The sequence below is a fragment of the Nocardioides sp. genome (genome assembly GCF_036405735.1).
GTDB lineage: Bacteria > Actinomycetota > Actinomycetes > Propionibacteriales > Nocardioidaceae > Nocardioides.
In genome coordinates this window covers 39,777-51,670 of record NZ_DASWXC010000013.1, presented here as the reverse complement: position 1 = coordinate 51,670, position 11,894 = coordinate 39,777, and the positions used below count along the sequence as shown (strand labels likewise).

The following is an 11,894-nucleotide window of genomic DNA, read 5'->3' as shown; positions in this document are numbered from 1 at the left end:
GTCGCGGGCCGGACATATGCGATGGCTCACAGAGGCCGGTGCGGTCCTCGCGCGAACCGACGCGGCCGCGGCCAGAGCCGCGCCACGACCACGGCGAGCACGTCCCCGGCCGCGATGGCGCCCCGGGCGCGCGAGTCGACGGCGCCGGCGGCGTCGGGGTTGTCGCTCAGCAGCCACCAGCCCGCGGCGCCGGACGCCGTCTCGCGCGGAGCGTCGGCCCGCTTCACCACGACCACGCCGTCGGGGAACCTCGCCACGACGAGCGAGCCCGCGGCCGGCGTACGCCGGTAGGAGAGCAGCAGCCGGTCGCCGGCGCTCAGGGTGGGCTCCATGGACGCGCCCCGCACCCTCGCCAGCCCCCACCGCGGGCGCGGCTGCGCGACCCCTGGCCTGCCTCGTGGAGCGTCCGACACGCGGAGTAGTGTCGCAGCAGCACCATCCGAGCCTTCCCAGAGCACGAGAGGAACCGCATGTTCGCCCGACTGTTCGCCCCCAGCCTCGAGGTCTCCGCCCACTGCGACCTTCCGTGCGGTGTCTACGACCCCGCCCAGGCCCGCATCGAGGCCGAGTCCATCAAGGCGATCATCGCCAAGGCCAACGACAGCTCCGACCCTGACTTCCGCACTCGCGCGGTGATCATCAAGGAGGAGCGCTCCCAGCTGGTGAAGCACCACCTGTGGGTGCTGTGGACCGACTACTTCAAGGCCCCCCACTTCGAGAAGTACCCGCAGCTGCACACGCTCTTCAACGACGCCACCAAGCTCGCGGGCGCCTCCGGCACCAAGGGCACGCTCGACGGCGCCGTCGCGGACCAGCTGCTCGCCAAGATCGACGAGATCGCGGAGATCTTCTGGGAGACCAAGAAGGCCTGAGCCGACCTGGCACCCCGTCGCGCCGCCCCGGTCCGCTCGGACCGGGGCGGCGCGCTTTTGCCGGCCATCACCGGCCCGTTCCGGATCGCCACCCGCAGGTGTGAGCGCCGCCGGGATGAGGAAGGATGCCGGACATGCCCGGAGTCTCCAGCCGCCGTCCCGACGTCGAGCTTCGCGTCCCCGCCGACGGTGCCTACGTCTCGGTCCTGCGCACCGCCACCGCCGGCGTCGCGGCCCGGCTCGACTTCACCCTCGACGACATCGAGGACCTGCGGATGGCGGTGGGCGAGGCGTCCGCCCTGGTGCTCGAGGGCGCCCGGCCGGACGCGGACCTCACGGCCCGGTTCTGGCTCGGCACCGGTGAGCTGGCCGTCGTGGTGGCCGCGGACGCCGACGAGCCGACCGCGCCGGACCCGGAGGGCTTCGCCTGGATGGTGCTGACGACGCTGGCGACCGATGCCCGCGTCGCCACCACCGACGGCCGCCTGGAGATCACCCTCGTCGCGGCCGCCACGCCGCTGGAGCCGCTGCCCGGGGCGCAGCCGGGGCCGGCCAGCTGACATGAGCGACGAGTCGACTCGGGACGACCCCATGATGGAGGACGTCCGGCACCGCAGTGCCGCCCTCTTCGTCCGGCTGACCGATCCCGGCGCGGACGACGAGGAGCGCCTTCGCGCCCGTGACGACCTGGTGCGCCTCCACCTGCCGCTGGTCGAGCACTGCGCCCGCCGCTTCCGCAACCGGGGCGAGCCGTTGGAGGACCTGGTCCAGGTCGGGACGATCGGGCTGCTCAAGGCGGTGGACCGGTTCGACGCCGAGCGCGGGGTGGAGTTCTCCACGTACGCGACGCCCACGATCATCGGCGAGATCAAGCGTCACTTCCGGGACAAGGGGTGGGCGATCCGGGTGCCCCGGCGGCTGCAGGAGCTCCGGCTGCGGATCACCAGCACCAGCGCCGAGCTCACCCAGCGACTGGGTCGCTCCCCCACCGTGCGCGAGCTCGCCGAGGAGATCGGTTGCACCGTGGAGGACGTCGTCGAGGGGCTGGAGTCCGGCAACGCCTACGCCACGCTCTCCCTGGACGCCGGCGAGGAGGCCGAGGACGGCGCCGCCACGATCCTCGACGGCATCGGCGTGGAGGACGAGAGCCTGGCCAGCGTCGACATCCGCGAGTCGATCAAGCCGCTGCTCGAGGCGCTCGAGCCGCGCGAGAAGCGGATCCTGCTGCTGCGGTTCTTCCGCAACATGACGCAGTCCCAGATCGCCGCCGAGATCGGGGTGTCCCAGATGCACGTCTCGCGGCTGCTCAACCGGACCCTCGCGCAGCTGCGCGAGGGCCTGACGGACTGATCCGGGTCCAGAACCGCCGGGTCAGTCCTCGGAGTCGGGCTCGAGCGCGGCCACGCTGGCCGGAGCGAAGATGCAGACCAGCACGGCGAAGGCGACCAGCGCGAGCGGTACGGCGACCTGGGGCATGTCCCGGAAGCTCCAGGCCAGCCCCAGCTCGATGAGCTGGGTGAGGACGACGGGGCTGCGCGTCCAGGAGACCAGGCGCAGCAGTCCGTAGGCGCAGCCGGTCAGCGCGGCGGCGTACCCGAGGAAGAAGATCGAGGTGGTCACCGCGACGGTCGCGCGACCGCTGGTGAGGTGCGCGATCTCGAGGACGCCGTAGACCGCGAGGGCGAGGGCCTGGAGTCCGACCAGTGCAGCGGCTACGGTGAGAGGGGTCGGTCGGGTCACCGGGGCATGGTAGAGGTCGTCAAGCGGAATCCCCGAAGTCGGCGGTGATGAAACACACCACGGGCGGGCCTTGTCTAACCGACAACGGCGGGAGACGCTTGGATGGTGCGCTCGTGAACGCGTTCACATCCCAACGCACCGAGCCTCCGCAGTCCTGCAACCCAGCGCTGCACATGACGTTCAAGGAAAGAGGGAACCCCCTGCCATGGATTGGCGCCACCGTTCGGCATGCCTCGACGAGGATCCGGAACTGTTCTTCCCGATCGGCAACACCGGCCCGGCCATCCTCCAGATCGAGGAGGCCAAGCAGGTCTGCCGTCGCTGCGACGTCCGCGAACAGTGCCTCCAGTGGGCGCTCGAGGCGGGCCAGGACCACGGCGTGTGGGGCGGCCTGAGCGAGGACGAGCGTCGCGCCCTGAAGCGCCGCAACGCCCGCGCCCGGGTTCGGACCGGCGTCTGACCGGTCCGAGCCGGCCTCGCGCCGCGCGGTGGGAGCGCTCCCTCACTCCTACCCGTCGGCCGGCAGCTCGATGAGAGCCCGGGCACCGCTGCGGCCCGGGCGGTCCCCCAGCACCAGCTGACCCCCCAGCTCCGACTCCACCAACGTCTTCACGATCGACAGACCCAGGTTGGTCGACGTCGCCAGGTCGAAGCCGGCCGGCAGTCCGCGGCCGCCGTCCTCGACCGCCACCTGGATCCGCCCGTCGACGCGACGCACCGTCATGACGATGCCGCTGTCCTCGTCACCCGGGCGGCCGTCGGCGTAGCCGTGCTCGACGGCGTTCTGCAACAGCTCGGCCAGCACCATCGCCAGCGGCGTGGCCGTCTCCGAGGGCAGCTCCCCGAAGGAGCCGACCCTGCGCACGAGCACCGGCCGCGCCACGGCGCTCACGTCGCCGAGGGTGCCCGCCAGCCGGTCGGCGATGTCGTCGAAGGCGACGTGCTCGTGCACCGTCTGGCTGAGCATCTCGTGCACGAGCGCGATCGAGCCGACCCGTCGTACGGCCTCCTCGAGCGCGTCCTTGGCCTCCGCCGAGTCGATCCGCCGGGCCTGCAGCCGCAGCAGCGCGGCGACGGTCTGCAGGTTGTTCTTCACCCGGTGGTGGATCTCGCGGATCGTGGCGTCCTTGCTCACCAGCTCGCGGTCGCGACGCCGCAGCTCGGTCACGTCACGGACCAGCACCACGGCGCCGATGTGGCGGCCGTGCGGACGCAGCGGGATGGAGCGCACGATCAGCGAGACGCCGGGCGTCCCGATCTCCGCCTCGCGGTGGGTCCGGCCACCCAGGACGGCGCTGAGCGTCTCCTCGTCGGGCCGCAGCCGCGGCGGCACCAGCTCGCGGGTGGTGTCGGCCAGCGAGAGACCGGCGAGGTCGCCGGAGAGGCCGAGCCGGCGGAAGGCGGACTGGGCGTTCGGGCTGGCGTACTCCACCAGGCCCTCGTCGTCCACGCGCACGAAGCCGTCGCCGACCCGCGGGGTGTCGGCGTGGTCGCTGCGCTGTCCGGTCGACGGGAAGAACCCGTTGGCGATCATCTGCGTCAGGTCCGCCGCCGTCTGCAGATACGTCAGCTCCAGCCGGCTGGGGGTGCGGACGCCGAGCAGGTTGGTGCTGCGAGCCACGACCGCGATCACGCGGTCGCGGTGCCGCACGGGGATCGACTCCACCCGCACGGGCACCTCGTCGCGCCACTCGGGATCGCCCTCGCGCACCAACCGGCCCACCGCGTAGGCCTCGTCGAGCAGCGGTCGGCGGCCGACCGGCACGAACGTGCCCAGCACGTCGTCGACGTACGCCGTGGGCGCGGTGGTGGGACGCATCTGCCCGCCCGCCCAGAACCCTTTGCCCTCCCGGTCCGGGAGCCACAGCACGAGGTCGGCGAAGGAGAGGTCGGCGACGATCTGCCAGTCGGCCTGGAGCAGCTGCAGCCAGGCGACGTCGTCGTCGTCGAGGTCGGTGTGGCTGCGCACCAGCTCGATCAGGGACGGCACGAGCCCAATCTAGGGCGGCCGGCCGCGGCGGCGTGAACCCGGGGCGGCGCGCAAGACGACGAGCGGAGCTCTGCCACCGCCGGCGGTCGGCGTTTGTCGGAAAGCGCCCGCCGTTTGTCAGAATGGGGCCATGGCGATGTCGGGGTCGTACTGGGACGGCGTGCGCGCCACCGGGCTCGCGGTCCCCTCGGACCGGCCCCTCGACGAGCTGACCGCCGAGCTCACTCGGATGCTGGGCGACCCTGACGCTCGGCTGCGCGAGGGCATCGCGCTGCCCACGCTGTGCGCCTGGGTCGAGCGGGGGGTGTACGACGACCTGCTGGCCGGTCTGGGCGACGGGATGGCCGCCGGGCTGGTCGTCGGGCTGGGCGAGAGCGGGACCGACAGCGTCTTCCGGCGCAGCGCGTCGGCCGCCGTGCTCACCTGCTGCATCGCGCGGGACAACGACCGGCCGCTCGTCCCGGGCGGCAAGGTGCTCGAGTGGGGCGACCGGCTGGCGACGTTCCTGCTCGCCGAGCGCGACCTGCGTGGCGTCGTCCCGGGTCACGGGCGGGCGGACGCGGTCGAGCGGGGCGCCGAGGCGCTCGCCGTACTGGCCCGCTCGCCCCACCTCAGCCAGCCCGAGCTCACCGTCCTGCTCGACGTCGTCGCCGACCGCGTGCTGACCGCGGACGGCTCTCCCCTCGCCAACGCCGAGACCGATGGGCTGGCGGCCGCCACGTTGGCCGTGTTGCGCCGCAACGCCGTGCCGCTGACCGTGCTGGAGCCCTGGGTGGCGCGCATCGCCGCGGACCCGGCCAACCATGTCGCCCGGGCCAGTGCCGACGCGTTCCTGCGCTCGCTCTACCTGCTGCTGGCGCTCGGTCCGCATCATCCGGAGGTGCGCGCCGACCTCGTCCTCGTGCTGGTGGACGCCCTGCGCGCGCGGCACGAGCTCCTGCGCTCCTGACCGACCCTCCCGGCCGGCGCCCGCAGCCGGATTTCGTCCGCGGTGCTCTCTCTGGGAGACTGTTCTGAGCCCTTCGGGGCAACCCGACGGGCACACGATCGTAGGAGGAACCATGGGCAAGACCGGTCGCAAGCGCCGCGCTCGCAAGAAGAAGGGCGCGAACCACGGCAAGCGCCCCAACGCCTGAGCGGATCAGCCCAGGCAGTCACAGAAGCCCCGAGCCAGCAGGCTCGGGGCTTCTCGCTTTCCGGTGCGGGTGCCCGGTCAGCCCTCCTCGATCTCGATCTTCGCGCGAGTCAGGCCGAGCAGGATCTTGCCGCGCAGCTCGCTCGGGGCGACCTCGCTGCAGGAGCGGGCGACGACCGCCTTGACCGTGCGCTGGAGGTCGTACTTCTCCAGGCACGGATTGCAGGTGTCGATGTGAGCGCGCACCGCGGCACAGTCCGCGGCGTCGAGCTCGTTGTCGATCAGGTAGACGATCTGCTCGAGGAAGTCGGCGCACTCGCGTGCGGAGACCTCCCCCTCGGCTTGCTCGTGCGTGTGGCTCACCGGTCGCTCCCCTCAGATGGTGCCGCCTTCGACCCGGCCGGGAGCAGGTCGTTGGCGTGGACGTAGTCGGAGAGCAGGTCGCGGAGCTGACGACGGCCGCGGTGCAGACGCGACATCACCGTGCCGATGGGGGTGTCCATGATCTCGGCGATCTCCTTGTAGGCGAAGCCCTCGACGTCGGCGAGGTAGACCGCGAGCCGGAACTCCTCGGGCAGGCGCTGCAGGGCGTCCTTGACCTGGGAGTCGGGCAGGTGCTCGAGCGCCTCCATCTCGGCGGACTTCAAACCGGTGGAGGTGTGCGCCTCGGCACGAGCGAGCTGCCAGTCCTCGACGTCGCCGGTGTCACCGGCGAGCGCCTGCTGCGGCTGACGCTGCTTCTTGCGGTAGGTGTTGATGAAGGTGTTGGTCAGGATCCGGTACAGCCACGCCTTGAGGTTGGTGCCCGGGCGGAACTGGTGGAACGAGGAGTAGGCCTTCGCGAAGGTCTCCTGCACCAGGTCCTCGGCGTCGGCGGGGTTGCGGGTCATCCGCATCGCCGCCGAGTAGAGCTGGTCGAGGAAGGGCAGCGCGTCACGCTCGAAGCGGAGCGCACGCTCCTCGGGGGTCTCGGTCGCCAGATCGACGGGTGCCTCTTCGAGGCGCGCGTCGAGGTTCGCGTCGTAGCCGATGTCGTCGTTGGCAGTCATCGGGACCCAGCCTACGCGCGCGCCCGTCACCGTGGCCGGGCGCTCGAGGAGTGCGGTCGTCGTTGCCATGTCAGTCGGAACGTCGCGAAGCGCTGCACCATTCCCGCGGCTTCGGCAGGCTCCGCGGTGACCTCGGCTCAGCCGCTGATCTCGCGCACGACCCACTCCAGGGTGCTCTCGACGACGATGTCGAGCACGTCCTGCTGGCTCAGGGGAGCCCGTGCCCCGACCTTGAGACCGTGGTCGGCGGCGGGGACCACCGCTAGATCGAGGCCTCGCAGCTCGGGGAACTCCTCGGGGCGGCCCATAGGGTCCCGCTCCCCCTGGATCACCAAGGTGGGCAGCCGCGCCTCGCGCAGCTCCTCGACCCGGCTGCGCTCCGGCTTGCCCGGCGGGTGCAGGGGGAAGGAGAGCGCCAGACAGCCGGCCGCACCGAGCGAGCGACCGGTGCGTGCGGCCGAGCGAGCTCCGGCGGAACGTCCTCCGACGACCAGTGGCGTGCGCACCCGCATCCAGTTCGCCGCCGCGGTCAGACCGACGTCGAGCGTCTTCGGCGGTGAGGCGACCGGGCTTCCCGCGACCTTCCAGGGCTGCTCGAAGAGAGCGACCGTGATGCCGTTGCGCGGCAGCTCGCCGGCGAGCGCCTGCAGATCCGAGGTGTCGATGCCGTTGCCCGCGCCGTGGCTGAGCAGCAGCGTCGCCAGCGGGGAGCGGGCGCGGTGCGTGACCAGTCGGCCCTCGCCGTACGGCGTGCCGATGCGGACCTGGGCCGTCACGGGTCCACCTGCTCCAACGGCAGCGGCTCGAGCAGCTCGGGGCCGTTGTTGCGGACGTTGCCGACCGCCGGGCGCACGGGGTAGGCCTCCAGCAGGCCCGGCGCCGCTGGGACGAGCAGGTCGGTGCCCGCCGCGCGGGTCGGGTCGAGCCAGTCGCGCCAGCGCTCGCGCTCGACCATGAGCGGCATCCGGTCGTGGATGCGGCCCAGCTCGTCCTCGGCGCGGGTGGTGATCACGGTGCAGCTCCACAGGAACCGGTCCGGGTCGTCGTCGGCCCTGTCGGGGTCGCGCCAGATCTCGTACAGGCCGGCCATCGCGAGCACGCCGTGGTCCTTCGGTCTGATGAAGAACGGCTGCTTCACGGGCTTCCCGTTGCGGCCCGCGACCTCGGTCTCGTACCACTCGTAGTACCCGTCGGCCGGCAGCAGGCAGCGGCGGCTGGCGAACGCCTTGCGGAAGGCCGGCTTCTCGGCGACCGTCTCCATCCGGGCGTTGATCATCCGGCTGCCGATGGCACGGTCCTTGGCCCAGGACGGCACCAGCCCCCAGCGCAGGGAGCGGAGCTGTCGCTGCGGCGGCTCCGGCTCGGCATCGGCCTCTCGCCGGGGTGGGCGCTCGACGACGGCGTACACCTCGTCGGTCGGGGCGACGTTGTAGCTCGCCTCCAGCGGCGCGGCGACGCGGATCTCCTCGATCTCGAACTCGTCGACCAGCTCACCGGCCGAGCGGCTCGACGCGTAGCGCCCGCACATGTCGTTCAGCGTAGAGGGTGCCTCCGCGCGCAAACTGTCACCGTGACAGTTGGCCGTGCGAGTGACGCTTTGAAAGGTCACTCTCGACGCCAAGTGTCACGGTGACAGTTTGCAAGTGTCACCGTGACCTTTTGCCGGCGCGCACGCAAGGGACCGCGCGGGTGTGATGGCCGGGGCGAGCGGGTATGGAGCAGGCATGACCGTCAGCAGGCTCGTCGCGCGTCCGCTCCTCTCCTCGATCTACCTGATCGGGCCCGTCAACGCGCTGCGCGACCCGTCCTGGGCCGCCGGCGAGGCGACCCGGGTGACCGACAAGGTGCAGCCGCTCGTCCGCAGCCTCGGCCAGCGGCTGGGCGTCCCCGTGCCGGAGAAGCCCGAGACCTGGGTGAGGCTCAACGCCGGCCTCCAGATCGTCGCCGCGCTGGGGCTCGCGACCGGCCGGGCGCCGCGCACCTGCGCCGCGGTGCTCGCCGCAACGACGGTCCCGACCACGCTCGCCGGCCATGCGTTCTGGGACGAGGAGCAGCCGCAGAACCGGCGGGCGCAGCAGCTCCAGTTCGCCAAGAACGCCTCGCTGCTCGGCGGACTGATCATCGCCGCGGGCGACACCGACGGTAGGCCGGGCCTGGCCTGGCGGGCCGGCCGGGCCGCCAAGGACGCCCGGCGGGCCGCACGGCTCGCGCGCCGGGAGGCGCGGCGCGAGGCCAAGCTGATCGCCGCCAAGGTCCACCTGCCGTGAGCCCCGGCCGGACGGACGGCAGGACGGTCCGTTCGGCCCGGCTCATCCTCGATAGTCTTCCCCGGTGACCACCGCGCAGCAGGCCCCGGCCGACCCCTGGCCCGCGCCCCGCGCCCGCGGCCCGGTCGACGCCGTCGTCACCCTGCCCGGCAGCAAGTCGCTCACCAACCGGGCGCTGATCCTGGCCGCGCTGTCCGACGGCCCGTCCGTCGTACGCCGGGCGCTGCGCTCCCGCGACAGCCTGCTGATGGCGACCGCGCTGACGGCGCTCGGCGCCCAGGTCGACACCCGTGGCGAGGACTGGACCGTCACGCCCGGACCGTTCGACGCAGACGCCCAGGTCGACTGCGGTCTGGCCGGCACGGTGATGCGGTTCGTCCCGCCGGCGGCGGCACTGTCGACCGGCCGGGTCGGGTTCGACGGCGACGAGCACATGCGCCAGCGGCCGGTCGGCGAGATCCTCCGCGCGCTGCGCGACCTCGGCGTCACGGTCGAGGGTGACGCGCTGCCGTTCACCGTCGCAGGCCGTGGGTCGGTGCCCGGCGGGGTCGTCACGATCGACGCGAGCGCGTCCTCGCAGTTCGTCTCGGCACTGCTGCTCGCCGGAGCCCGCTACGACCGCGGTGTCGACGTACGCCATGCCGGTCCGCCGGTGCCCTCGCTCCCCCACATCGACATGACGATCGCCGTGCTGCGCGAACACGGCGTCCACGTCGACGACAGCGCGCCGAACCGCTGGGTCGTGCAGCCCGGCACCATCGCGGCCGTCGATCACCTGATCGAGCCGGACCTCTCCAACGCCGCTCCGTTCCTCGCCCTGGCCGCCGTCTCCGGCGGGACCGTCACGGTGCGCGACTGGCCGCGCCGGACCACCCAGGCCGGTGACGCCCTGCGGGACCTGCTCGCCCGGATGGGCTGCACGGTAGAGTACGTCGGCCTGCCGGACGGCACCGCGCTGCGGGTCACCGGCCCCGACCCGGCGACCGGCCTGGAGGGCATCGATGCCGACCTGCACGATGTCGGCGAGCTGGCCCCGGCCATCGCCGCCCTGTGCGCGCTGGCCCGCACCCCGAGCCACCTGAGCGGCATCGCCCACATTCGCGGCCACGAGACCGACCGGCTCGCCGCGCTGGCCACCGAGCTCGGCGCCCTGGGCGCGGACGTCACCGAGCACGAGGACGGGCTCTCGCTGCGGCCCGCCCGTCTGCACGGCGGGGTGTTCCACACCTACGCGGACCACCGGATGGCGCACGCCGGCGTCATCGTGGGCGCCGCGGTCGGCTCCGATGAGGACCCGGTGCTGGTCGAGAACATCGCGACGACGTCGAAGACCTTCACCGACTTCGCCCCCTTCTGGGCCTCCCTGCTGTAGGAGGCACCGGGTGAACCGCCGCTACTCCGAGCACGACGTCGAGCACTACGACCGCCCGAAGCGCAAGGGCTCGCGGCCGCGTACCAAGGAGCGGCCGACGTACGACGAGGCGGTCGACGGCGTCGTCGTGACCGTGGACCGGGGCCGGTTCACCGTCATCGTCGAGGGCCGCGAGCTCTGGGCGGTCAAGGCCCGGCCGCTGGGCCGCAAGGGCGTGGTCACCGGCGACCGGGTGCGGATCGTGGGCGACACCACCGGCGCCGAGGGCTCGCTGGCGCGCATCGTCGAGGTCGCACCGCGCTCGACGGTGCTGCGCCGCACCGCCGACGACGACGACCCGGTGGAGCGCGTGCTGGTCGCCAACGCCGACCAGCTCGTCGTCGTCACCGCCCTGGCCGACCCCGAGCCGCGGACCGGGCTGATCGACCGGGCCCTGGTGGCGGCGTACGACGCCGGGCTGGCGCCGCTGCTGTGCCTGACCAAGGCCGACCTGGCCGACCCCGAGACGCTGCTGTCGACCTACCGCTCACTCGGCGTGCCGTGGGTCGTGACCCGCAAGGACGGCGACCTGACCGAGCTGCGGGAGCGGCTCGCCGGACGCACGTCGGTGCTGCTCGGCCACTCCGGCGTGGGGAAGTCGACGCTCGTCAACGCGCTCGTGCCGGACGCTCGCCGCGAGGTCGGCCACGTCAACGCCGTCACCGGCCGCGGCCGGCACACCTCCACCTCCGCACTGATGCTCCGGCTGCCCGACGAGGCGGGGTGGATCGTCGACACCCCCGGCATCCGGTCCTTCGGCCTGGCCCATGTCGAGCCCGAGCACCTCATCGAGGCGTTCCCGGACCTCGACGAGATGACCGAGGACTGCCCGCGCGGCTGCACCCATGGCGCCGACGAGCCGGAGTGCGGACTCGACCAGGCGGTCGAGGCCGGCCAGGCGGACCCGGAGCGGGTCGCGTCGTTCCGGCGGCTGCTCGAGGCACGGTCGGTGCCGGCGTACCTCCTGTGACGCGCTAGAGACCCCAGACCGCCCGGGCGCCGGACTCGCCGGCGAGGAAGACGAGCACGACCACCACCACGGCCGCCGCCGCGAGGAGGGCCCACAGCACCCAGCGCAGCGCTCCGCCACGCCGGTGCAGCAGCGTGGTCAGCACGGCGAGCCCGGCGAACGCCCAGGTCGCCGTGCGCAGCCGCAGACCGAGCTCCTCGTGGTCCTCGACCCGCTCGGCCAGCGGCCCGGTGAGGCCCTGGAAGCGGTTGTCGAGCAGGTCCTCGCCGCTCATGGTGGTGACGAACACCAGCACCGCGGCGGCCAGCGCGAGGACGAGCAGCGGCCAGCGCAGCTGCTCGCGGCGTCCGGCGAGGGCGACGTAGGCGAGCGCCACGAGGGCGGTGACCGGCAGCAGGACGACCGTCGCGTGCACGACGAGCGGGTGCAGCGGGAGCCCGTTGATCTCCATGCACGACAT

Annotated in this window: 17 protein-coding genes; 9 read left to right on the top strand and 8 right to left on the bottom strand. The window is 72.7% G+C overall.

What is annotated here, in order from left to right; translation table 11 throughout:
- Positions 1–26: 26 nt before the first annotated feature.
- Positions 27–347 (bottom strand): S24/S26 family peptidase, encoded by a 321-nt coding sequence (locus tag VGE38_RS01920; protein ID WP_414690885.1) that lies wholly within the window; start codon positions 345–347, stop codon positions 27–29.
- 123 nt (positions 348–470) lie between these two features.
- Here VGE38_RS01920 and sodN point away from each other — a divergent pair, with 123 nt between their 5' ends.
- The 3 genes from sodN to VGE38_RS01905 all read left to right on the top strand — a co-directional run bounded on the left by sodN (position 471) and on the right by VGE38_RS01905 (position 2,222).
- Positions 471–872, top strand: a complete 402-nt coding sequence (gene sodN, locus VGE38_RS01915) for a superoxide dismutase, Ni (RefSeq protein ID WP_331140837.1) — start codon at positions 471–473, stop codon at positions 870–872.
- A 134-nt stretch (positions 873–1,006) separates the two neighbouring features.
- Complete coding sequence (locus tag VGE38_RS01910; RefSeq protein WP_331140836.1) at positions 1,007–1,432, top strand: ATP-binding protein; 426 nt, start codon at positions 1,007–1,009, stop codon at positions 1,430–1,432.
- Between the two features lie 31 nt (positions 1,433–1,463).
- Entirely contained in the window at positions 1,464–2,222 is a 759-nt protein-coding gene (locus VGE38_RS01905; protein WP_331140835.1) for an RNA polymerase sigma factor SigF, read from the top strand.
- 21 nt (positions 2,223–2,243) lie between these two features.
- On the opposite strand, the gene VGE38_RS01900 is transcribed toward VGE38_RS01905, so the two are convergent.
- The gene (locus tag VGE38_RS01900; protein ID WP_331140834.1) at positions 2,244–2,612 is read right to left on the bottom strand and encodes a hypothetical protein; all 369 of its coding nucleotides are present in this window, start codon (positions 2,610–2,612) and stop codon (positions 2,244–2,246) included.
- Between the two features lie 205 nt (positions 2,613–2,817).
- On the opposite strand from VGE38_RS01900, the gene VGE38_RS01895 reads away from it, so the two are divergent.
- Positions 2,818–3,072, top strand: coding sequence for a WhiB family transcriptional regulator (locus VGE38_RS01895; protein WP_331140833.1), 255 nt, complete (start codon positions 2,818–2,820; stop codon positions 3,070–3,072).
- Between the two features lie 48 nt (positions 3,073–3,120).
- On the opposite strand, the gene VGE38_RS01890 is transcribed toward VGE38_RS01895, so the two are convergent.
- Positions 3,121–4,602, bottom strand: coding sequence for a sensor histidine kinase (locus VGE38_RS01890; protein WP_331140832.1), 1,482 nt, complete (start codon positions 4,600–4,602; stop codon positions 3,121–3,123).
- 130 nt (positions 4,603–4,732) lie between these two features.
- Here VGE38_RS01890 and VGE38_RS01885 point away from each other — a divergent pair, with 130 nt between their 5' ends.
- Positions 4,733–5,551: a DUF2785 domain-containing protein gene (locus VGE38_RS01885; RefSeq protein ID WP_331140831.1), complete on the top strand. Its 819-nt coding sequence runs from the start codon at positions 4,733–4,735 to the stop codon at positions 5,549–5,551.
- A gap of 112 nt (positions 5,552–5,663) precedes the next feature.
- On the top strand, positions 5,664–5,738 hold the full coding sequence (locus VGE38_RS17530) for a 50S ribosomal protein bL37 (RefSeq protein WP_369759046.1): 75 nt from the start codon (positions 5,664–5,666) through the stop codon (positions 5,736–5,738).
- 77 nt (positions 5,739–5,815) lie between these two features.
- Here VGE38_RS17530 and rsrA read toward each other — a convergent pair whose 3' ends face one another.
- From rsrA to VGE38_RS01865, 4 genes are all read right to left on the bottom strand, one after another.
- The gene (gene rsrA / locus VGE38_RS01880; protein WP_331140830.1) at positions 5,816–6,100 is read right to left on the bottom strand and encodes a mycothiol system anti-sigma-R factor; all 285 of its coding nucleotides are present in this window, start codon (positions 6,098–6,100) and stop codon (positions 5,816–5,818) included.
- On the bottom strand, positions 6,097–6,786 hold the full coding sequence (locus VGE38_RS01875; RefSeq protein ID WP_331140829.1) for a sigma-70 family RNA polymerase sigma factor: 690 nt from the start codon (positions 6,784–6,786) through the stop codon (positions 6,097–6,099). The genes rsrA and VGE38_RS01875 overlap by 4 nt, the downstream gene beginning before the upstream one ends.
- 137 nt (positions 6,787–6,923) lie before the next feature.
- Entirely contained in the window at positions 6,924–7,562 is a 639-nt protein-coding gene (locus VGE38_RS01870) for an alpha/beta hydrolase family protein (RefSeq protein WP_331140828.1), read from the bottom strand.
- The gene (locus tag VGE38_RS01865) at positions 7,559–8,314 is read right to left on the bottom strand and encodes an SOS response-associated peptidase (RefSeq protein ID WP_331140827.1); all 756 of its coding nucleotides are present in this window, start codon (positions 8,312–8,314) and stop codon (positions 7,559–7,561) included. Before VGE38_RS01865 ends, VGE38_RS01870 begins: the two co-directional genes overlap by 4 nt.
- Positions 8,315–8,510: 196 nt before the next feature.
- Here VGE38_RS01865 and VGE38_RS01860 point away from each other — a divergent pair, with 196 nt between their 5' ends.
- The 3 genes from VGE38_RS01860 (at position 8,511) to rsgA (ending at position 11,434) form a co-directional block, all read left to right on the top strand.
- Positions 8,511–9,053 (top strand): DoxX family membrane protein, encoded by a 543-nt coding sequence (locus tag VGE38_RS01860; protein WP_331140826.1) that lies wholly within the window; start codon positions 8,511–8,513, stop codon positions 9,051–9,053.
- A gap of 64 nt (positions 9,054–9,117) precedes the next feature.
- Complete coding sequence (gene aroA, locus VGE38_RS01855; protein WP_331140825.1) at positions 9,118–10,425, top strand: 3-phosphoshikimate 1-carboxyvinyltransferase; 1,308 nt, start codon at positions 9,118–9,120, stop codon at positions 10,423–10,425.
- Positions 10,426–10,435: 10 nt separating this feature from the next.
- Positions 10,436–11,434 carry a ribosome small subunit-dependent GTPase A gene (rsgA, locus tag VGE38_RS01850; protein ID WP_331140824.1) on the top strand — a complete coding sequence of 333 codons (999 nt, stop codon included), beginning with the start codon at positions 10,436–10,438 and terminating at the stop codon, positions 11,432–11,434.
- 4 nt (positions 11,435–11,438) lie between these two features.
- Here the strand turns inward: rsgA and VGE38_RS01845 are convergent, their stop codons facing one another.
- Positions 11,439–11,885, bottom strand: coding sequence for a DUF2231 domain-containing protein (locus VGE38_RS01845; protein WP_331140823.1), 447 nt, complete (start codon positions 11,883–11,885; stop codon positions 11,439–11,441).
- Positions 11,886–11,894 lie beyond the last annotated feature (9 nt).

Coding starts and splice junctions, on each gene's coding strand:
- sodN (WP_331140837.1), top strand. CDS start 471: ATGTTCGCCCGACTGTTCGCCCCCAGCCTCGAGGTCTCCGCCCACTGC.
- VGE38_RS01875 (WP_331140829.1), bottom strand. CDS start 6,786: ATGACTGCCAACGACGACATCGGCTACGACGCGAACCTCGACGCGCGC.
- VGE38_RS01865 (WP_331140827.1), bottom strand. CDS start 8,314: ATGTGCGGGCGCTACGCGTCGAGCCGCTCGGCCGGTGAGCTGGTCGAC.
- VGE38_RS01885 (WP_331140831.1), top strand. CDS start 4,733: ATGGCGATGTCGGGGTCGTACTGGGACGGCGTGCGCGCCACCGGGCTC.
- VGE38_RS01895 (WP_331140833.1), top strand. CDS start 2,818: ATGGATTGGCGCCACCGTTCGGCATGCCTCGACGAGGATCCGGAACTG.
- VGE38_RS01910 (WP_331140836.1), top strand. CDS start 1,007: ATGCCCGGAGTCTCCAGCCGCCGTCCCGACGTCGAGCTTCGCGTCCCC.
- VGE38_RS01905 (WP_331140835.1), top strand. CDS start 1,464: ATGATGGAGGACGTCCGGCACCGCAGTGCCGCCCTCTTCGTCCGGCTG.
- VGE38_RS01860 (WP_331140826.1), top strand. CDS start 8,511: ATGACCGTCAGCAGGCTCGTCGCGCGTCCGCTCCTCTCCTCGATCTAC.
- VGE38_RS01845 (WP_331140823.1), bottom strand. CDS start 11,885: ATGGAGATCAACGGGCTCCCGCTGCACCCGCTCGTCGTGCACGCGACG.